The organism is Mesorhizobium sp. WSM4841, from assembly GCF_055811515.1.
Window position 1 is genome coordinate 39,567 of the sequence record NZ_JBVVQC010000024.1, and the last position, 19,653, is coordinate 59,219.

Consider the following 19,653-nt stretch of genomic DNA (forward strand, 5'->3'; position numbering starts at 1 on the left):
AAAGGCAAATTTTGTGCATTGCAATATCTTTGTTGCAGCGCACCATAGAATTTCTCTCCCAGCGTTAACCACGAGGCCAGAGATTCCGGCGGTTGCACGCTATGGCTTGTGGACCTTCGCGCCGTCGGCTTTTATTAACAAAGCGTTAACCGCAAACTGCCGCTGTGTGAGGGCTCCCAAAGCGCATGCCGTCCGAAAACTACTCCTTCCTCGACGTCGCCGTGCTCGACGCGGTCCGCCAGCGCTTTGCCGCCGGCGACGCGATCGCGCTTCTGTCGGCAGACCTCGAACAGGTGATCTGGGCAAACGGACCAGGGGCAGCGGTGTTCGGCTATCCCGACATCGAGGCCATCATCGGCGCCTCGACAGGCTTGCCGCTGATCGCCAGGCGCCAGATCATGGCGACAAGCGGTTTTCCACAGATCGGCCGCGACCGCGCCATCACGCTGCGGCTGGCAACCGGCCTGACCAGCCGCGCGGTTGGCTTTCTGGCCAGCACGGTGACAATGCCTGACGGCGAAAACGCGATTATGCTGGCGGTGCCGGCGGCGCAGACCGGCTCGCGCAGCGCCGCCGAGATCGCCGCTCGGGCCATCAGCGGCTTTACCGAAGACGGTCATTACATCGCCTTCGTCGACGCCAAGGGCAACATCGAGGCCGCTTCCGATGGTTTTTCGGCGCTCGGCATCTTGCCCGAAACGCTGGCAGCGCTTGTGGCCGATGTGGCGCACGAGAGCGACCGCATCGTCAAACGCCTCGTTCCAGGCGGCACCACTTCCTATCCGGCCGGCCTGGCCCGGCTGACGGACGAGCGGCACCTGCTGGTGGTGATCGACGAGGACCGGCTTGACTCCGAAGAAGCCTCTGCTGGCGAGCGCAGCGCGGGGATGGAAACCGCAACCGGTGCGGCGGCGGCCGTTGCCGCAGTCCGGCCAAAGGCAGAACAGGACAATGCGCCGGCAGCAGTCGCGAAGACGGATGCGGCAGAGACAGTCCCGGCAGCCGGCGAAGACACATCGGTGTCGGCGGAGCATGACGTTCCCGATGCCATCGGGCCCGATTCGACCCGGCCCGATTCGACAGGACCTGATTCAACCGCGCCTGATTCGACCGAGCAGGGTCCGGAAGCGGCCGGCGGAATGCCTCCACAGCATGACCATTGGTATTTCAGCGCCAGCGAGGATGAGGCGCAAAAGCCGGGACCGGATGCGTCCGGACATGTCGAGGCGGATGCTTCGGCGGAAAGTTCCGCACAGGATGCCATCAGGGCCGCCTCCCCGACTGAGCGTGCCATCCCCTCGATCGACCGCGCGGCGCCGCCCCTGCGTTTCGTCTGGCGAACCGACGCCGAAGGCAGGTTCAGTGCGCTGTCGCCGGAATTCGCGGAACTCGTCGGCAAGCCTGCCGCCGATGTGATTGGCCGGCGCTTCAGGGACGTCGCGGCCACCTTCGACCTCGATGCGTCCGGCGAGATCGCCGGCCTGCTCGACCGACGCGACACCTGGTCCGGCCGCTCCGTGCTGTGGCCGGTTGCCGGCACCGATTTCAAGATACCCGTCGACCTGGCGGCGCTGCCTGTCTACGGCCGCAGCCGTGCCTTCGAGGGTTTTCGCGGCTTCGGCGTTGCTCGCACCAGCGATGCAGTGGTCGATCCCGAAGCGATCGGTATGGCGCTTGTCCCCAATGCAGAGGCCACCGCAGCTGTGGAGCCGGAAGTCGCCGCAACGCCTGACGAAACCGACCCGTTCCAGGGCGAGGTGCCGGCGCTGACCATCGTGCCGAAGCCGGAGCGGCGCTTTGCCGACAAGGTGATCCGGTTGGCCGAGCACAGGCAGCCGGCCAACGACAAAGGCCTGTCGACGCTGGAACGCAGTGCATTCCGTGAGATCGGCGAGCGGCTCAAGAAGGACAATCCCCCGACCGAACAGCCCGATGCTGCAATACCGGCTGCGGCGGAACCGACCGAAACCGATGTCGAAGACGAGAACGATGTCGCAAGGCTCGACGGCGAGCAGCCGGAAGCAACCGTGTCCGGCATCTCAGGCTCGCTGCTCGATTACGCCGACCGGGACTATGTCGCCGACAACAGCGACGGTGCGCCGGTTTCGGAGCCGGACAAGGCGGCGCAAGAGGTGGTCGAACCCACCGACACGAGTGGTCGATCGACCGCCGCCGAAGACAACGACAGCATGACGGCTGCCGATTTCCGTGACGCAGAAGACGACGAGGATTGGGCGCGGCCCGATGACGACGAAGCCGGTTCGTCAACCGATGACATCGGCGATGCCGGCGACGTGGAGCCGGCGCCGATCGAACCGCCGCGCCTGCCGGTGCCGCCGCTCAAGCTCGAAGGCTTCGTGCCATCGGCTTTTTCGACCGCAGATGACAACAAGGCTCCGGATATCTCGATCCTCGGCAAGCTGCCGGTGCCGCTGCTCATCCATTCCGGCGACGATCTTCACTATGCGAATGAGGAATTCCTCAGCCTGACCGGCTATGACACGCTCGACGATCTGGAGGATGCCGGTGGCCTCGGCGCGCTGTTTGCCGATCCTTACGACGGCAGCGCCCCCGACGGAACCGATCACGCGTTGCGGTTGAAGACACATGACGGTCAGGAGTTCCCGATCGAGGCCATTCTGCGTTCGGTGCCGTGGCGTGGCGGCAAGGCGCTGATGCTGGTCGTGCGCCGTTCCGGCGACGACGAGGCAGCAGCTATTCCGCATGGCGCCGCCGACGACCATACGCAGCCGGACACTTCCGAACTCAAGGCACGCATCGCCGAGATGCGCACCATCATCGACACCGCGACCGACGGCGTCGTGCTGATCGGCCGAGACGGAACGATCCGCTCGATCAGCCGCCCGGCGGAAGCGCTGTTCGGTTTCGACAGCGACGAGGTGACCGGCAAGCCCTTCGTCTCGCTGTTCGCGATCGAAAGCCAGCGCGCCGCGCGAGACTATCTCGACGGACTGTCCGAGCCCGGCGTGGCGAGCGTGCTCAACGACGGCCGCGAGGTGATCGGACGCGAGGCGCAGGGGCGCTTCATTCCGCTGTTCATGACCATCGGCAGCCTGCCCAACGACAGCGGCTTCTGCGCGGTGGTGCGCGACATCACCCAATGGAAGCGGGCCGAAGAGGACCTGACCCAGGCGCGCGCTGTGGCCGAGCGCGCCTCCTCGCAAAAGACCGACTTCCTCGCCCGCATCAGCCACGAGATCCGCACCCCGCTCAACGCCATCATCGGGTTTTCCGAGCTGATGGTCGACGAGAAATTCGGGCCGGTCGCCAATGACCGCTACCGCGACTATCTGCGCGACATCAACCGGTCGGGCAACCATGTGCTCGACTTGGTCAACGACCTGCTCGACATTTCGAAGATCGAGGCCGGCCAGCAGGAGATGGCCTATGAGGCGGTGTCGCTCAACGACACGCTGGCCGAGACAGTGGCGATGATGCAGCCGCAAGCCAACCGCGAACGTGTCATCATCCGCTCCAGCTTCGCCTCACGGCTGCCGGAAGTGGTGGCCGATCTGCGCAGCGTGCGCCAGATCGCGCTGAACATCCTGTCGAATGCCATCCGCTACACGCAGGCCGGCGGCCAGGTGATCGTATCGACAGCTTACGAGATCTCCGGCGACGTCGTGATGCGCGTGCGCGACACCGGCATCGGCATGAGCCAGTCCGAGATCGAGCAGGCGCTCAAGCCGTTCAAACAGATCAACGCGCTGAAGCGTGGGCGCGGCGACGGCACCGGCCTCGGGCTGCCGCTGACCAAGGCCATGGTCGAGGCGAACCGGGCCCGGTTCACCATCAACTCGACCCCCGGCGAGGGCACCCTGGTCGAAGTCGCTTTCCCGTCGACCCGCGTGCTCGCGGATTAGTTAAAAAGAAAGGCGTCCAACAGGACGCCTTGAATGATTGGATTGCTGTTACATCGGGGGCTTGAGCGAATTCAGATCCTCTGGGGATTTAGAGGAACGGGATTTCTCCCTCAAGTTACGCACGACTATCGATGCCGGCCCTTAACAAAACCTTACCGGCGCCGCGAAAAATTTACCAATGTGTACCACTCATGAAATCTAGGTAAATTCGAGCGAGATATTTCGTTAACCATGCTCGGCTGCCGTTTGAACGCGTGACGGTTCTCATGTCTTGGAGATTAGTTGAAGCGTCCATCGCTTCGTCATCCTGGGGTCTCCGCGACGGAGCTTCGCTCCTGCTACGCCCAGGGATGACGAAGTTGAGGAGCTTCGGCCAATCTCGAACGTTTGCGATGGTTCACTCAACGAACCATGAAATCATGGCCACAAAGCAGGCCTGCAACCTGTCAAACTCGCTCACTTCGAGGAACTAATCGGCCAGTTCCGGCAGGTCGCGGAACAGCTCGAGCGCTTCGGGATTGGCCAGCGCCTCCTTGTTCTTGACAGCGCGGCCATGCACCATGTCGCGCACCGCGAGTTCGGTGATCTTGCCCGATTTGGTGCGTGGAATGTCGGCGACGGCGACGATTTTAGCCGGCACGTGGCGGGGGCTCGCGCCGCTGCGGATTTTCGCGCGAATGCGTTTTTGCAGCTCGGCGTCGAGTTCAACGCCCGGAGCCAGCCGCACGAACAGCACAACGCGCACGTCGTTGTCGAAATCCTGGCCGATGCACAGCGCTTCCAGGATTTCCGGCATCTGCTCGACCTGATTGTAGATCTCCGCCGTGCCGATCCGCACCCCGCCCGGGTTGAGCGTCGCGTCGGAGCGGCCGTGGATGATCAGGCCGCCATGAGCGGTCCATTCGGCGAAGTCGCCGTGACACCAGACATTGTCGAAGCGCTCGAAATAGGCTGCGTGGTATTTCTTGCCTTCGGGATCATTCCAGAAGCCGATCGGCATCGCCGGAAACGCCTTGGTGCAGACGAGTTCACCCTTCTCCTGCCTGAGCGGGTGGCCGTCGTCGTCCCAGACATCGACGGCGAGGCCGAGACCAGGCCCCTGTATCTCTCCGGTCCATACCGGTTCGGTCGGCACGCCGAGCACGAAGCAGGAGACGATGTCAGTGCCGCCGGAGATCGAGGCGAGATGCACGTCCGTCTTGATGCCATCATAGACGAAGCGGAAGTCCTCGGGCGACAGTGGCGAGCCGGTGGAGGAGATCGTGCGCACGCTGGAAAGATCATGCGTTTTGATCGGTCTGAGGCCGGCCTTGCGCACGGAATCGATGAATTTGGCCGAGGTGCCGAAATAGGTCATCTTCTCGGCGTCGGCAAAATCGAACAGCACGTTGCCGTCGGGATAGAAGGGCGACCCGTCATAAAGCAGAAGGGTTGCACCCGATGCCAGGCCGGACACCAGCCAGTTCCACATCATCCAGCCGCAGGTGGTGAAATAAAAGAAGCGGTCGCCGTCGAGCAGGCCGGCGTGGAACCGTTCTTCCTTGACATGCTGGATCAGCGTTCCGCCGGCCGAATGGACGATGCATTTGGGGATGCCGGTCGTTCCGGAAGAAAACAGGATGTAGAGCGGATGCGCGAACGGCAACCGTTCGAAGGTTACGAGCTTGGCGGCAAAGGATGAGAGCGCCTCGTCCAGCGCAGTCGCCTTCTCTATGGTCGCCGCCACATCGGTCGACGTGCCGAGATAGTCGACGATCAGGATCTTGCCGACGGTGGGAAGCTTTGCGGCAACCGCCGCGATCTTGTCGGCGACCTCGATCGCCTTGCCATTATACCAGTAACCGTCGGGCGCGATGAAAACGACAGGCTCGATCTGACCGAACCGGTCCAGCACGCCCTGTTCGCCGAAATCGGGAGAACAGGACGACCAGACGGCGCCGATCGAGGCTGTCGCCAGCATGGCCGCGACCGTCTCCGGCATGTTGGGCATCATGGCGGCGATGCGGTCGCCCTGTTTCACCCCGAGCGACAGGAAAAGCTGCTGCAGCCGCGAGGTCAGCGCATGCAGCTCATTCCAGGAGAGCCGGCGCTCGACCTTGTCCTCGCCGCGAAAGACGATGGCATCACCGAGCCCGGTTTTCTTCAACAGGTTCTCGGCGAAGTTCAGCTTCGCGTCGGGAAAGAAGGCGGCGCCGGGCATTTTCTCGCCATCGACAAGCACGCGCCCGCCGCCACTGATCCCGCCACTGGCGCCCTTGTCGCCCACGATCCCGCAAAAATCCCAGACCAGGCTCCAGAATGCCTCGCGATCGTCGATCGACCAACGATGTAGATCGGCGTAGGAGGAAAAAACCTTGCCGGTTGCGGCCGTGGCGGCCTGCATGAAGGCAGTCATCGGCGCGGCGTCGACCTGGTCTTTCGTCGGTGCCCAGAGCGGTACGTCGCCGGCCATGATCGTTCCTCCTTAAAGCACGTCACGTTTGAAGAGATTCACGCGACGCGCTTTAGACTTTTGTTTTTATGTGTGCGTTATCCCAAGACGATTTTGGCGACATGCATTGGCATCGCTTATGCATATCGCGGCGCAGCAGAGCAAGATTTTGTTCGGCCGAGCGACGTGGATGTGCGCAAATGCCATCGCTGGGCCATAAAGACTTGAAATGCGTCAGCCGTGGGTTACACCCGTCGGGCGATTCTTGTCGGAACGGAAGCATACGGGGCGACATGTCATCACCTTTGATCCGGCGCGGAATATGGGCGATCGGCGTTGCCGTGCTCGTCATCGCGCTGGCCGTTGCCGCCCTTCCGCTGGTCGCCTCGACCCGCATCGTGCGCGACCGCATCGCCTGGGAAATGAGTGCATGGAGCGGTTTCAGGGTCAACATCGACGGGGCCCCGCGGATCGAGGTCTGGCCGAATTTCCGGGCCATCCTGTCCGACGTGACGCTTTCGCAATGGACAGAGAGCGACGCGCCGCCTGTGATCGAAGCCGAACGGGTCGAGGTCAATCTCTCCGCCATGGCGGCGTTGCAGGGCGATGTGGTGTTCTCGACGGCGCGGCTGATCCGGCCGACGATCAGGGTTCAACGCGCAGCACATGGATTTTTCCTGCCTGCCCTGCCTTCAGGCGGACGCATCACGCGTTCCATCGACATCGCTCGCGCCGTGGTCAGTGCCAATCCGGCCAAGCCGGACCTGAGCAAGCTGCCGGCTGATCCATTCGGCACCGTAGAGTTCAGGAACGGCCGCGTGGTGACCTCCGTCGATGGCAAGGACGCTGAGATACTGAGCAGCCTGAGCGGACAGGCGAACTGGGGTGCAATGAACAGCAATGCGACGCTGTCGGCGACCGGGATCTGGCGTGGCGAAAGCGTCGCTGTGGATGCCGCATCGTCGAACCCGCTGGTGCTGTTTGGGGGTGGTGCGGCGCCGATGACGCTTTCCTTCAAGGCGCCCCCTGCCAGTTTTTCCTTCGACGGCGTCGCCAGCATGTCCGAGAACGCCTATTTCGACGGCCAGGCGAAATTTGCCGCACCCTCGCTCAGGCGCGTGCTCGAATGGTCGCGGGCCGGCATCGCGCCGGGCGCGGCAATCGGCTCGGTTTCCGTTTCCAGCAAGGTTACGGCGACCTCCGGCCGCATTAAATTCGAAAACACCGAGATCGCTCTGGACGACAATCCGGGAATGGGTGCGCTGGACTTCTCCTTTGGCGAGGCGCGGCCGGTGATCGCCGGTACGCTCGCCTTCGAGACGCTCGACTTGCGGTCCTTTCTCTCCGCCTTCACACCCCTGGCGCCTACGAGCGGCGTTGGCCCCGGCGAAATCGACATAAGCGTCGCCGACCGGATCGATCTCGATCTCAGACTGTCGGCAGCTCAGGCCACCGCAGGCGCTATCCAGCTTGCCGACGTCGCTGCCGCCGCCCAGGTCAAGAACGGTCTTGCCGTCTTCGATATTTCCGATGCATCGGCCTTTGGCGGCAACATCCAGAGCAGTCTTCGTTTCGACCGCAAGCCGGGAGGCACGCAGGTCGAGATCAGGCTGCTCGCCTCCGACATCGACGGCGGCGCTTTTGGCACCGCAGCCGGAATGACGCGACTGGTGCCGATCGGCACGGGAACCGTTTCGGTCATCCTCAAGGGGCCGGGCAGAACCTGGGATTCCATTTTTGAAAACGCCGACGGCTCGGTTTCGGCGAAATTCGGCCAGGGCGCGTTGAGCCGGTTCAACCTGCCGGCGTTTCTCAAACACAACGAACAGGGCGGGTTCTTCGCGCTCGACGATATCTCCGACGGAACGCTGCCGATCGACGGGGCAGAACTCAAGGCGAGCATCTCGAACGGTGTAGCGAAGATCGACAAGGCCGAAGCGAATTCGGCGAAGTACAAGATCTGGCTTTCCGGCATCGCCTCCTACGCCGGGCGCGGGCTGGCGCTGTCCGGCGGCATCATTCAGGCGGACCAGCCAGCCACGCAGACAAATAACCAGGGTCCCAACCAGTCTTCGTTCTTCGTCGGCGGAACGTGGAGCACGCCGTTCATTTCGCCGATAAGCCGCGGGGTTTCCGGAAAGTAGGCAGCGAGGCTGCCGCGGTCGTCGTCAGGAGTGCTTCCTGCCGGCTTTTCACCCACGCTGCGCGGCCTGCTCGTCCCGCTGGCGCTGCACCTCGCGACGCTTGTTGGCGAGCGAAGCGATGATGACGCCGACCGCCACGACCGCGATCAGGATGGTGCAGGCGGCGTTGATCTCCGGCGTCACACCGAGACGAACCTGGCTGTAGATCTTCATCGGCAGCGTGGTGGCGCCGGGCCCTGAGGTGAAGCTGGCGATGACCAGATCGTCGAGCGACAATGTGAACGCCAGCATCCAGCCAGACACAATCGCCGGCATGATGACCGGCAGCGTGATCTGGAAGAAGGTCTTCACCGGCGGCGCGCCAAGATCCATCGCGGCCTCTTCCAGCGAGCGGTCGAACGTGATCAAGCGCGACTGCACGACGACGGCGACGAAGCACATGGTCAGGGTGATATGGGCAAGCGTGACGGTGAGAAAGCCGCGGTCGAGACCGACGGCGACGAAGAGCAGCAGCAGCGACAGGCCGGTGATGACTTCCGGCATGACCAGCGGCGCAAACACCATGCCGGAAAACAGCGTCCGGCCCTTGAAGCGCGTGTAGCGGGTCAAGGTGAGAGCTGCCAGCGTGCCGAGCACGGTCGCCACGGTGGCCGAGATGACGGCGACGCGGGCCGTTACCCAGGTGGCGTCCATGAGGCCCCGGTTGTGGAACAGCGAGACGTACCATTTGGTCGAGAAGCCGCCCCAGACAGTGACCAGTTTCGACTCGTTGAAGGAGAAGACGACGAGCAGGACGATCGGCAGGTAAAGAAAGGCAAAGCCGAGCACGATCGAAGTGATATTGAAGCGGCTCCAAGTCGGGTTCATTTGTCCTGCTCCTGGGCGCGGGCCTGGGCCCGCTGGAAGAGCATGATCGGCACGATCAGCAGCAACAGCAGGATGACGGCGACGGCCGACGACACCGGCCAGTCGCGATTGGCGAAGAACTCGTTCCACAGCGTCTTGCCGATCATCAGCGTCTGCGAGCCGCCGAGCAGGTCGGGAATGACGAACTCGCCGACGGCGGGAATAAACACCAGCAGGCAGCCGGCGATGACGCCAGGCAGCGACAGCGGAAAGGTGATCTTCCAGAAGGCGCTGGTCGGCGGGCAACCGAGGTCCTTGGCCGCCTCGATCAGCGAATAATCCATTTTCTCGAGGGCGGAATAAAGCGGCAGCACCATGAACGGCAGATAGGAATAGACGATGCCGATGAAGATTGCCGTGTAGGTGTTGAGGATGATCAGCGGCTGGCTGATGACGCCGGTGGCGAGCAGCAGCTGGTTGAGCAGCCCCTCGGGCTTGAGGATGCCGATCCAGGCGTAGACGCGGATCAGGAACGAGGTCCAGAACGGCAGGATCACCAGCATCAGCAAAGTCGGGCGCAGCATCGCCGGCGCGCGGGCCATGCCATAGGCGATCGGGTAGCCGACAAGCAATGTCAGCACCGTCGAAATGGCGGCGACAACGACGCTCGTCACATAGGCGTTGACGTAGAGCGCGTCCTGCGTCAGCCATGTGTAGTTATCGATGCTGAGCTGTTTCAGCTGAGCAAAAAAACCGGAAAGCCCATCCCCGAAGCCAAGTACCGGCGTGTAGGGCGGTATAGCGATCGCCGTCTGCGACAGCGAAATCTTGAAGACGATGACGAACGGAATGAGGAAGAAGAAGACCAGCCAGAGATAGGGGATGATGATGACAAGGCGGCCAACGAAGGCCTCGCCCAGTCTGGCCAGGGCGGATTTGCCCGCGTCGGCGGCCCGAGAGCTTGTTGCAGCGGTGACAGCGGCATTCGACATGACCGCCTCTATCGCGTCAGCACGACGCCGGCGTCCGGCCTGAACGACACCCAGGCACGGTCGTTCCAGCTCAGCGGATCCTCGGTGATGCGGGCCGCGTTCATCGTGCTGGCCCGCACCACGTGGCCGTCGTCCAGCCTGACGTGATAGACGGTCATGTCGCCGAGATAGGCGATATCGTAGACCTCGCCTTCGATGGCGTTGACAGCGCCCGCCGGTCTCGTCGAGGATATCTTGATCTTCTCCGGCCTGATGGCGAAGGCGACGGCCGCGCCGGTGGCGGCATCGCCGGCATTCTCGGCCCGGATGGTGATGCCGTTGCCCGCATCGATGCTTGCCGCGCCGGCCTCGCCATGCGCAATCTTGCCTTCGAACATGTTGACGTTGCCGACAAAGCCGGCGACGAAACGGGAGCCCGGCGCCTCGTAGACTTCCGCCGGCGTCGCTACCTGCATCACCTCGCCCTTGTCGATGATGGCGATACGGTCGGCCATGGTCATCGCCTCTTCCTGGTCGTGGGTGACGACGACGAAGGTGAGGCCGAGTGACTGCTGCAGGTCCATCAGCTCGAACTGTGTTTCCTCGCGCAGCTTCTTGTCCAGCGCGCCCAGAGGCTCGTCGAGCAGCAGCACCTTCGGCCGCTTGGCGACCGAGCGGGCAAGCGCGACGCGCTGGCGCTGGCCGCCGGACAGTTGGTGCGGCTTGCGCTTGGCGAACTGCTCGAGCTTGACCAGCTTCAGCATCTCTCCAACGCGCGCCGCGATCTCGGGCTTCGGCATGCCGTCCTGCTTGAGGCCGAAGGCGATGTTGTTCTCGACCGTCATATGTGGGAACAGCGCATAGGACTGGAACATCATGTTGACCGGCCGCCGGTATGGCGGGATGCCGCGCAGATCCTGGCCATCGAGCAGGATGCGGCCGGCGGTCGGCTCCTCGAATCCGGCGAGCATCCGCAAAAGCGTCGATTTTCCACAGCCCGACGCCCCGAGCAGGGCAAAAAACTCGCGCTCGAATATGGTCAGCGACAAATTGTTGACGGCGGTGAAGTCACCGAACTGCTTGGTGACCTTGTCGAACTGGATGTATGGCTTGGCGTTCGGGTCGTTCCACGGCGCGAAATCCCTGCGGATGCTGCCAAGCGATTTCATATCCCACTCCGTCCTGCGTCCTATCCCCAGAAGATTTGACCCCGGCAGCACCTGCCGGGGTCGTTGATTGTCGCTTACTGCCCGGTGACGATCTTGGTCCAGGTGCGGGTGACGACGCGCTGGGTCTTGGAATCGTAGGGGGCGATGGTGAACAGCTTCGCCAGCGTCGCCTCGTCCGGGTAGATCGCCGGATCCTCGAGTATCTCCTTGTTGATGAACTGCTGCGACGCCTTGTTGCCGTTGGCGTAGAAGACGTAGTTGCTCGACTTGGCGATCACCTCCGGCTTCATCATGTAATTCAGGAATTCATGCGCCTCGGCGACATGCGGCGCGTCGGCCGGGATCGCCATCTGGTCAAACCACATTTCGGCACCTTCCTTCGGCACGGAATAGCCGATCTCGACGCCCTGATTTGCCTCCGTCGCACGGTCGCGCGCCTGGAACACGTCGCCCGACCAGCCGACGGCCAGGCAGATGTCGCCATTGGCCAGGGCGTTGATGTATTCCGACGAGTGGAACTTGCGGATGTAAGGCCTGATCTTCAGCATCAGTTCTTCCGCCTTGGCGAAATCGTCCAGCGACGTGGTCTCGGGATCGATACCCAGATATTTGAAGGCGTTCGGGAGGATGTCGCTCGGAGAGTCGAGGACATAGACGCCGCAATCCTTCAGCTTGGTCAGCTTTTCCGGGTTGAAGAACACGTCCCAGCTATCGATCTTGTCGGTGCCGAGCGCTTCCTGCACCTTCTTGATGTTATAGCCGAGGCCGACCGTGCCCCACATGTAGTTGATCGAATATTCGTTGCCGGGATCGTACTTGGCTGTGCGCTCCGAAACGACTTCCCACATGTTGGAAATGTTGGGCAGCTTGGACTTGTCGAGCTTCTGGAACACACCTGCCTGGATCTGGCGTGCGAGGAAATTGGCGGTCGGCACGACGACGTCGTAGCCGCTGCCGCCGGCAAGCAGTTTCGTCTCCAGGAGCTCGTTGGAATCGAAGGTGTCGTAGGTGACCTTGATGCCCGTTTCCTTGGTGAAATCCTCGATAATCGAGCTGTCGATGTAATCCGACCAGTTATAGACATTGACGACGCGGTCCTGGGCATGAGCGCCGAGGGTGAAAAGCGTCAGAAATGCCGAGGTCGCCGAAAGCCAGAATGCTTTGCGGGTCATGAGTGTCTCCTTTGATGAGTGTTCCATCGCCAGCTCGTCGCGGGGCTGCGCGGCTGGGCGTTTGCTTCAGATTATTGGGCTTTCCGACAAGCGACAAGCGCGAACCGCCGACACCCTGGTGGTTCGATGTGCAGCGGCCGAGTCCCCCGTTCCCATGTCGTGATCCAGGTGGCATTCCGGCGCCGTCAAAGGCTCTCGCCACGGCGCGGGCAGGGATACGACGATGTTGTCCGGTCTCGGTCGGGCCGGAGGGGAGACTTGGCAAGATGAGCCTGTCTTGTTGTTGCCGTATTTGCAGCCTGCCCGCGCGGCTGCGCCATTGTCAATGGCTCATCTCGCTTTGGCGCGTGCGCTGCAATCAATTAGGCGACGGCATGCCGGTGACACCCGGCCGCACCGGCCGCGCCTGACGCTTGAATTCGAGCCCGATATGGACGAGCAGCGCCGTGACCACCACCGCGCCGCCAAGGATGGTGCGTCCCGACGGCACCTCGGAATGGATGAGCCAGACCCAGATCGGGCCGAGCATCGGCTCGAAAGTGCCGAGCAGTGCTGCGATCGCTGCTGGAACGAGCCGGGCGCCGGTGGCGAAGAAGGCAAGGCCGAGACCCAGATTGACCACGCCGAATGCAAACAGGAAGCCCATGTCGCTGCTGGAAACGCCGAATTGCGACGCCTGCGACGCGGCGAATGCGGCGGCAAGCATCGTGCCGAGGCAGGTCGCCGGCGTCATGCGCACATGGGCAAAGCGTCGCGTGATGACGGTGGCGATCGAAAACATCACGGCGATGAGCAGCGCCAAGCCGTCGCCGATAGGCGACACGGCGCCATCAAGCGACTCCGATACCATGATGGCAACGCCGGCAATGACGGCTGCAATCGCCACCCAGGTCGCCACGGCTACCCGTTCGCGAAACAGCACCCAGGCAAACAGCGCCGCCAGGAGCGGCACGCCTGCCTGCATCAAAAGGATATTGGCGACGGTGGTGTAGGCAAGCGCCACGACGAACGAGGTCGATGCGGTGGCGAAGCAGAACGCCACGGCAAGGCCGGGCAGGCCCATGCCGCGGAACAACCTTACCGTGCCGTGCCAGCCGTCGCGCCAGATCATGAAGCAGATGAGGAAGGCGGCGGCCCAGACCGAGCGCCAGAACACCACCGTCCAGCTGTCCCCGGCGTCGATGAAACGGGCGATGGCGCCGCCGAAACTCCACATCAGCGCCGACAGGAATATCAACAGGAGCCCGACACGCTCGTCACGCGGCGAGACAGCAGGGGAGACGGCTATCGCTGATGATGAATCGGTCATGAGTGCGACTGTCGGCGATTTCGGGGCAGCACGATGCATAGCGGACGACAGAAACGTGCATTAATCGCGTAACGCAAAGACGAAGGTCGGGCGTGATCCAGCGCCGTATTCCGTTTGGCGCACTGACTAGCGCAGGGACGAGGCAAGACGGTCGGGCGGAGCTGGCAGGGATAGTTTACGATGCGAGGCTGGACGGCTACTGCGTGACAAGAGAAGCCCCGTGACCGACGTAAATAACATGTATAGGGCGACCCATGGATGAGCCATTCTACAAGACGGCTGCGATTGGCTATGACGAGCTGTTCGCCCGCGCAACGAACTCGTTCATCCCATCCTTGCTGAAGGCAGCGCAAATTGCGCCTGCCCATCGGGTGCTCGACGTCGCAACGGGTACAGGAGCAGCAGCGCAAGCTGCAGCGATCGTGGTAGGCCCATCCGGCTCTGTCACTGCCGGCGATATCTCGCCGGCCATGCTCGAATCTGCCAAACGCAATTTGAAGAACCAGCCAATCATCCTCGCAAGGTTTGACGCTCACGCGCTCCCTTACGAGGATTGTCGGTTCGATGCGGTGATCTGTCAGCTTGGGCTCATGTTCTTCTCAGACCCGCTTGGAGCGCTTTCTGAGTTTCGTCGGGTTCTGCGCCCCAACGGCTGGACTGCAGTTAGCGTGACGACGACGCCGGAGCGCTCGCTGTTCGCCAGAATAGGCGCGGTAATCGCCCGTTGCGCACCTGAAAAAGCCGAAAAGCTAAATCGCTTCTTCTCCATCCCTGACGCGACATGCTTGCATTCCTTGCTCCACCGCGCCGGGTTTCAAGAGGTCTATGTCCAGCTTGAAACTCGGCCCATCAAATTCTCATCTTTCGACGATTATTTCAGCGGAATCACCAAAGGAGCAACATTGAGCGGTCAGGAGTATGTCCAGCTTCCTCCAGACATGCAGGTCACAGTGCGCGAGGAAGTCTGGCGCGGGCTGGCTTCGCCGAGCGTTGGAGAGCCGCTGACGATTGAGATGGACGTTCTGATAGGCAGCGGTGGGCGATAGAACAATGCGCCGAGCGCAATTTGATGGAAACGCTGTGCCCGTCACTGGAAATCGAACGCGCTTAGTCCGGTCACCATCTCGTCAAGGCCGAGCGGGCGCGTCACCGGCGGCTCGGCGCGGGCGAGGCAGCCGATGCGTTCACACAGCCGGCAGGCCGGGCCAATCGGCGTGGCCGGATTGGCGCCCTGTCCGGCTTTTCCGGTCGCGGCGGCGGCTGCCCCCGGCAGTGCCGCGCCGTAGACGATCTCGTCACGAAAGCCGATATCGCAGCCCAACAGAAGGGCGGTACGGCGCGGTCGCTCCGAAAACGAGCCTTGCGGTCCTTCGAGCGTGCGGGCGACGCAGAGGAACTCGGCGCCATCGGGCATTTCCACCGCCTCTACGAAGATCTGGCCGGGCTGGGTAAAGGCGGCATGCACGGGAAGCTTCGGACAGCCGCCGCCGAAGCGGCTTTGCGGAAAACCCTGGCTGCCCGCCTTGCGGAAGCGGTTGCCGGCATTATCGACCTCGAGCATGAAGAACGGCACGCCCGGCGTGCCCGGCCGCTGCAGCATGGTCAGGCGGTTCGCCGCCTGCTCGAAGGAGACGCCGAAGCGCGAGCGCAGCACGTCGATGTCGTAACGCGCGCGTACCGCGGCTGCGTGAAAGGATTGATAGGGCATCATCAGCGCGTGGGCGGCGTAGCGGCCAAGCTCGAAGCGGGCAAGCCGGCGGGCTTCATCCGTGGTCAGCTTCAGCGCCTGGATCTCGCTTGCCACCGCGACCGTCATGCGGATCAGGCAGGCCTCCATCGCCACCTCGCGCAACTGATCGAACGGCGACAGGCGCTCGGACAGAAACAGGCGTTGCGAGTGGCGGTCGTAGCGGCGGCGCCAGTTCGGCATGGTGGCGACCGGCAGCACCTTGACGACGATGGCGTATTCGCGCTTCAGCCAGGCCTTCAACGCACCGAACAGATCGTCGCCGGGATCGAGAACCGACGTGAATGCCTCGGCCTCCTCTTCGAGCGCGGCAAAATGGTTCGGCCGGCGCTCGAAAATCTCGTGCACCTCGTCGATCGGCAAGCGGGCGCCGGAGAGTGCCGTCGCTTTGCCCTCACGCGCGAGAAGCTCGTTGAGGTCGGAAAGGCGCTCGGCCTGCTCGCGATAGGCGCGAAACAGTTTTATCACCGCGGCGGAAGCGTTGGGCGCCGCCTCTGCAAGCTCGATCAGTTCCTGGTCACCAGGCAATTCGCCGACCAGCAGCGGGTCTGAAAATACTTCCTTCAAGGCAGCGACCGACCCCCGAGCCTCGCCCTGCAATTCATGCGGGTCGACCTTGTAGACGGATGCCAGCTTGAGGATCAGCTGAACCGTCAGCGGCCGCTGGTTGCGCTCGATGAGATTGAGGTAGGACGGCGAGATGCGGAGCCCTTCGGCCATCGCGGTCTGGGTCAGGCCCTTGGCGCTGCGGATGCGGCGGATGCGCGGCCCGGCGAAGATCTTCTGATCGGCCACTCGTCTGTCCTTGACAGAAATTTACATGACTCTGCACGGCGATGCCATGCCGGCTTTTTTACAATCATGACAAATTTACAGCGTCTAGCTGTCAAACGCAACACAAGTTTTCTCTTATTTTCCAGCCAATCCGCCGGTTTTTCTCGCCTGCTTCGCGCCAGAATGTAAATGCTGTCACACCAAAACGACGCAGAAATCTCCATGAGGCGGCGTTTCCATCCCAGCAGCGATTTACTCGGAGTGACCAATGACCGATTTTTACAACCTCGTCCCCTCGGCGCCGGAAGGCCGCTTCGACGGCATCGAGCGGCCCTACTCGCCGGACGACGTGAAGCGGCTGCGCGGTTCGGTCCAGATCCGGCAGAGCCTCGCCGAAATGGGCGCCAACCGGCTCTGGCAGCTCATCCACGAAGAGGACTTCGTCAACGCGCTCGGCGCCATGTCGGGCAATCAGGCGATGCAGCAGGTCCGGGCCGGGCTGAAGGCGATCTACCTGTCTGGATGGCAGGTCGCCGCCGACGCCAACACGGCATCCGCCATGTATCCGGACCAATCGCTTTATCCCGCCAATGCGGCGCCCGAACTGGTCAAGCGCATCAACCGCACCCTGCAGCGCGCCGACCAGATCGAGACCTCCGAAGGCAAGGGACTTTCGGTCGACACCTGGTTCGCGCCTGTTGTCGCCGATGCGGAAGCCGGCTTCGGCGGACCGCTCAATGCCTTCGAGATCATGAAGGCCTTCATCGAGGCGGGTGCCGCCGGCGTCCACTACGAGGACCAGCTGGCGTCGGAGAAGAAATGCGGCCATCTCGGCGGCAAGGTGCTGATCCCGACCGCCGCACACATCCGCAACCTCAACGCCGCGCGACTTGCCGCCGACGTAATGGGCACGCCGACGCTGGTCGTCGCACGCACCGACGCGGAAGCGGCAAAGCTGCTCACCTCCGACATCGACGAGCGCGACCAGCCCTTCGTCGACTATGGCGCCGGCCGCACGGTGGAGGGCTTCTATCACGTCAGAAACGGCATCGAGCCTTGCATCGCGCGGGCCGTCGCCTACGCGCCCTACGCCGACCTGATCTGGTGCGAAACCTCCAAGCCCGATCTGGCGCAGGCCAAGAAGTTCGCCGAGGGCGTGCACAGGCACCATCCCGGCAAGCTTCTCGCCTATAATTGCTCGCCGTCGTTCAACTGGAAGAAGAACCTCGACGACGCCACGATCGCCAGGTTCCAGAAGGAACTCGGCGCCATGGGCTACAAGTTCCAGTTCATCACGCTGGCCGGTTTTCACCAGCTCAATTTCGGCATGTTCGAACTCGCCCGCGGCTACAAGGCGCGGCAAATGGCGGCTTATTCCGAGCTGCAGGAGGCTGAATTCGCGGCGGAAGCCCACGGCTACACCGCGACCAAGCACCAGCGCGAAGTCGGCACCGGCTATTTCGACGCCGTGTCGATGGCGATCACCGGTGGCCGGTCTTCGACCACGGCGATGCATGAATCGACCGAGCACGCCCAGTTCAAACCGGCGGCAGAATAGCCAGCAACGCAACAAAATAGAGGAACGCCCCAAAGGGGTATGAAGGAGAAGACCAATGGCATCGATAAGCCGCGTCAAGGAACGGGCCGAAGAACAGGCCACCACCATGACCGTCGACCAGCAAGCGACCATCCGCATGCTGGCGAATGACCTGCACAGGCTCAACCAGTCGGTGATGAAGGCGGTCGAGGCCGGTGTGTCGGTGGAGCTGGTGCGCTCGGCACGGCACCATGGCGGCGACGGCAACTGGGGCGACCTGCTGATCCCGGTGATCGTCACCCAGCGGAGCCTCGGCTGACCGAAATCCGACCGAAGCCTGTCGGTGGATCCAGCATCACCTGCGCAGTCTCTGCGCAGGTGATCTGCGTCTGCAGGACCAGTTTGCATAGGGGCAAGAACAGAACTCGCTTTAAATTTTAACGTTTCTTGCGATATTCTGGATATCCGCCATTTCAGCTTGACACAGGCAGCGATCTCACTGCAATTGTTTCTAAAGTTTCAACCCTGCATTGAAACCAGACGAGTGCCCCCACGCTCATGCGCCCCATGAACCGCGACCCCAGAACCGTAAGCCACCTGACTTGGGGGAGCCGGAATGTGGACCCCGAGATGCTCACGGACTTCACCCGCGTGCTCGTCGTCGGGAAGTCGCCGGTCAACCGGGTGGTGGTTTCGAAAATCGTCGAACGATCCGGGCTCAAACCGATCTCGGAATCGCCCGAAACGGCAGCAACGACGTTGCGATCGCTCATTCCCGGAGCTGTCGTCCTCGATGGCGGAGCGGACAACAAGGACTGCGACGCGCTGATGTCCGGTATCGATGCGCTGCGACGCGCCTCGGGCAGGCCGCTTCCCTCGGTGATCCTGCTTTCGACCAAGAACGGCACACCGGAGAGCCTTGGCCTGTCGAGCGTCATCGATGCGGTGGTCGTCAAACCGATCACGACCGAACGGCTGCAGCCGGTGATCGACCACCTGATCGGGCTCGGACGTAACTAGCCAGCATCCGATCCGGCTCACACGCCCTTCCTTGCTTCTTGCGATCGGATCTGGATATCTCTATGTCAGTAGGTGACCGCCTGACAGCGAACCCAGTCCGATGTCCTTTTGCAATTGCGACGCATCTGGGGTAGCAGCTTCGAACAAATCCGCAGGCATGTTCCGACTTCGCGACATGGCTGTCGATATTGGCGGATCATGACATGTCCTCAGAACAGACCATCGCCGCGCTTTGCAGGAAACTCGGACTGCGCATCACCGGTCCGCGCCGCGTCATCATGCGTGTTATATCCGAATCCAGCGACCATCCGGATGTGGTGGAACTCCATCGCCGTGTTGTCGCCATCGAGCCGACGATCGCGCTCGCCACTGTCTATCGCACCGTCAGCCTTCTGCGCGAAAAGGGCATTCTGGAGCGGCACACCTTTGGCGATCGGCGCGCCAGATACGAAACCGTCCCCCGTGAGCATCACGATCATCTCATCAACATCGAGACGGGAGACGTCGTCGAATTCCAGTCGGCGGAGATCGAGCGGCTCCAAGAGGAAATCGCTCGACAGCACGGATTCACGATCATCAGCCACAGACTGGAGATCTACGTGAAGCCGATCCAGAAAACGCGACGCTCTCGTCAATCCGGAGAATGACC

14 protein-coding genes are annotated in these 19,653 nt (G+C 62.4%); 7 read left to right on the forward strand and 7 right to left on the reverse strand.

From position 1 onward, the window contains the following. Window positions 1–185 precede the first annotated feature (185 nt). A complete protein-coding gene (locus AC0L14_RS24115) occupies window positions 186–3,884 on the forward strand; it encodes a PAS domain S-box protein (RefSeq protein WP_473528111.1) in 3,699 nt (1,232 codons plus the stop codon). A 469-nt stretch (window positions 3,885–4,353) separates the two neighbouring features. On the opposite strand, the gene AC0L14_RS24120 is transcribed toward AC0L14_RS24115, so the two are convergent. Continuing rightward, window positions 4,354–6,336, reverse strand: coding sequence for an acetoacetate--CoA ligase (locus AC0L14_RS24120; RefSeq protein ID WP_473528112.1), 1,983 nt, complete (start codon window positions 6,334–6,336; stop codon window positions 4,354–4,356). Window positions 6,337–6,608: 272 nt separating this feature from the next. Between AC0L14_RS24120 and AC0L14_RS24125 the strand changes: the two genes are divergently transcribed. After that, window positions 6,609–8,459: an AsmA family protein gene (locus AC0L14_RS24125; RefSeq protein ID WP_123146706.1), complete on the forward strand. Its 1,851-nt coding sequence runs from the start codon at window positions 6,609–6,611 to the stop codon at window positions 8,457–8,459. A 48-nt stretch (window positions 8,460–8,507) separates the two neighbouring features. Here AC0L14_RS24125 and AC0L14_RS24130 read toward each other — a convergent pair whose 3' ends face one another. The 5 genes from AC0L14_RS24130 to AC0L14_RS24150 all read right to left on the reverse strand — a co-directional run bounded on the left by AC0L14_RS24130 (window position 8,508) and on the right by AC0L14_RS24150 (window position 13,926). Then, window positions 8,508–9,326 (reverse strand): ABC transporter permease, encoded by an 819-nt coding sequence (locus tag AC0L14_RS24130; RefSeq protein ID WP_473487166.1) that lies wholly within the window; start codon window positions 9,324–9,326, stop codon window positions 8,508–8,510. Next, window positions 9,323–10,297, reverse strand: coding sequence for an ABC transporter permease subunit (locus AC0L14_RS24135; protein ID WP_473528113.1), 975 nt, complete (start codon window positions 10,295–10,297; stop codon window positions 9,323–9,325). Before AC0L14_RS24135 ends, AC0L14_RS24130 begins: the two co-directional genes overlap by 4 nt. A gap of 8 nt (window positions 10,298–10,305) precedes the next feature. Continuing rightward, the gene (locus tag AC0L14_RS24140) at window positions 10,306–11,445 is read right to left on the reverse strand and encodes an ABC transporter ATP-binding protein (RefSeq protein WP_473528114.1); all 1,140 of its coding nucleotides are present in this window, start codon (window positions 11,443–11,445) and stop codon (window positions 10,306–10,308) included. A gap of 74 nt (window positions 11,446–11,519) precedes the next feature. Beyond that, the gene (locus AC0L14_RS24145; RefSeq protein ID WP_473528115.1) at window positions 11,520–12,617 is read right to left on the reverse strand and encodes a polyamine ABC transporter substrate-binding protein; all 1,098 of its coding nucleotides are present in this window, start codon (window positions 12,615–12,617) and stop codon (window positions 11,520–11,522) included. A 358-nt stretch (window positions 12,618–12,975) separates the two neighbouring features. After that, the gene (locus AC0L14_RS24150; protein ID WP_473750942.1) at window positions 12,976–13,926 is read right to left on the reverse strand and encodes a DMT family transporter; all 951 of its coding nucleotides are present in this window, start codon (window positions 13,924–13,926) and stop codon (window positions 12,976–12,978) included. 254 nt (window positions 13,927–14,180) lie between these two features. Here AC0L14_RS24150 and AC0L14_RS24155 point away from each other — a divergent pair, with 254 nt between their 5' ends. Then, window positions 14,181–14,972 carry a class I SAM-dependent methyltransferase gene (locus AC0L14_RS24155; protein WP_473528117.1) on the forward strand — a complete coding sequence of 264 codons (792 nt, stop codon included), beginning with the start codon at window positions 14,181–14,183 and terminating at the stop codon, window positions 14,970–14,972. A 41-nt stretch (window positions 14,973–15,013) separates the two neighbouring features. Here AC0L14_RS24155 and AC0L14_RS24160 read toward each other — a convergent pair whose 3' ends face one another. Beyond that, entirely contained in the window at window positions 15,014–16,468 is a 1,455-nt protein-coding gene (locus tag AC0L14_RS24160) for a helix-turn-helix domain-containing protein (RefSeq protein WP_473528118.1), read from the reverse strand. A gap of 247 nt (window positions 16,469–16,715) precedes the next feature. Here AC0L14_RS24160 and aceA point away from each other — a divergent pair, with 247 nt between their 5' ends. From aceA to AC0L14_RS24180, 4 genes are all read left to right on the forward strand, one after another. Next, entirely contained in the window at window positions 16,716–18,005 is a 1,290-nt protein-coding gene (gene aceA / locus AC0L14_RS24165; RefSeq protein WP_123146699.1) for an isocitrate lyase, read from the forward strand. A gap of 55 nt (window positions 18,006–18,060) precedes the next feature. Then, window positions 18,061–18,303 carry an SMc00767 family acetate metabolism repressor gene (locus tag AC0L14_RS24170; protein ID WP_077379645.1) on the forward strand — a complete coding sequence of 81 codons (243 nt, stop codon included), beginning with the start codon at window positions 18,061–18,063 and terminating at the stop codon, window positions 18,301–18,303. Between the two features lie 311 nt (window positions 18,304–18,614). Beyond that, the gene (locus AC0L14_RS24175; protein ID WP_244602699.1) at window positions 18,615–19,004 is read left to right on the forward strand and encodes a response regulator; all 390 of its coding nucleotides are present in this window, start codon (window positions 18,615–18,617) and stop codon (window positions 19,002–19,004) included. 203 nt (window positions 19,005–19,207) lie between these two features. Continuing rightward, a complete protein-coding gene (locus tag AC0L14_RS24180) occupies window positions 19,208–19,651 on the forward strand; it encodes a Fur family transcriptional regulator (protein WP_095491384.1) in 444 nt (147 codons plus the stop codon). Window positions 19,652–19,653 lie beyond the last annotated feature (2 nt).

Coding starts and splice junctions, on each gene's coding strand:
- AC0L14_RS24115 (WP_473528111.1), top strand. CDS start 186: ATGCCGTCCGAAAACTACTCCTTCCTCGACGTCGCCGTGCTCGACGCG.
- AC0L14_RS24120 (WP_473528112.1), bottom strand. CDS start 6,336: ATGGCCGGCGACGTACCGCTCTGGGCACCGACGAAAGACCAGGTCGAC.
- AC0L14_RS24125 (WP_123146706.1), top strand. CDS start 6,609: ATGTCATCACCTTTGATCCGGCGCGGAATATGGGCGATCGGCGTTGCC.
- AC0L14_RS24130 (WP_473487166.1), bottom strand. CDS start 9,326: ATGAACCCGACTTGGAGCCGCTTCAATATCACTTCGATCGTGCTCGGC.
- AC0L14_RS24135 (WP_473528113.1), bottom strand. CDS start 10,297: ATGTCGAATGCCGCTGTCACCGCTGCAACAAGCTCTCGGGCCGCCGAC.
- AC0L14_RS24140 (WP_473528114.1), bottom strand. CDS start 11,445: ATGAAATCGCTTGGCAGCATCCGCAGGGATTTCGCGCCGTGGAACGAC.
- AC0L14_RS24145 (WP_473528115.1), bottom strand. CDS start 12,617: ATGACCCGCAAAGCATTCTGGCTTTCGGCGACCTCGGCATTTCTGACG.
- AC0L14_RS24150 (WP_473750942.1), bottom strand. CDS start 13,926: ATGACCGATTCATCATCAGCGATAGCCGTCTCCCCTGCTGTCTCGCCG.
- AC0L14_RS24155 (WP_473528117.1), top strand. CDS start 14,181: ATGGATGAGCCATTCTACAAGACGGCTGCGATTGGCTATGACGAGCTG.
- aceA (WP_123146699.1), top strand. CDS start 16,716: ATGACCGATTTTTACAACCTCGTCCCCTCGGCGCCGGAAGGCCGCTTC.
- AC0L14_RS24170 (WP_077379645.1), top strand. CDS start 18,061: ATGGCATCGATAAGCCGCGTCAAGGAACGGGCCGAAGAACAGGCCACC.
- AC0L14_RS24175 (WP_244602699.1), top strand. CDS start 18,615: ATGCTCACGGACTTCACCCGCGTGCTCGTCGTCGGGAAGTCGCCGGTC.
- AC0L14_RS24180 (WP_095491384.1), top strand. CDS start 19,208: ATGTCCTCAGAACAGACCATCGCCGCGCTTTGCAGGAAACTCGGACTG.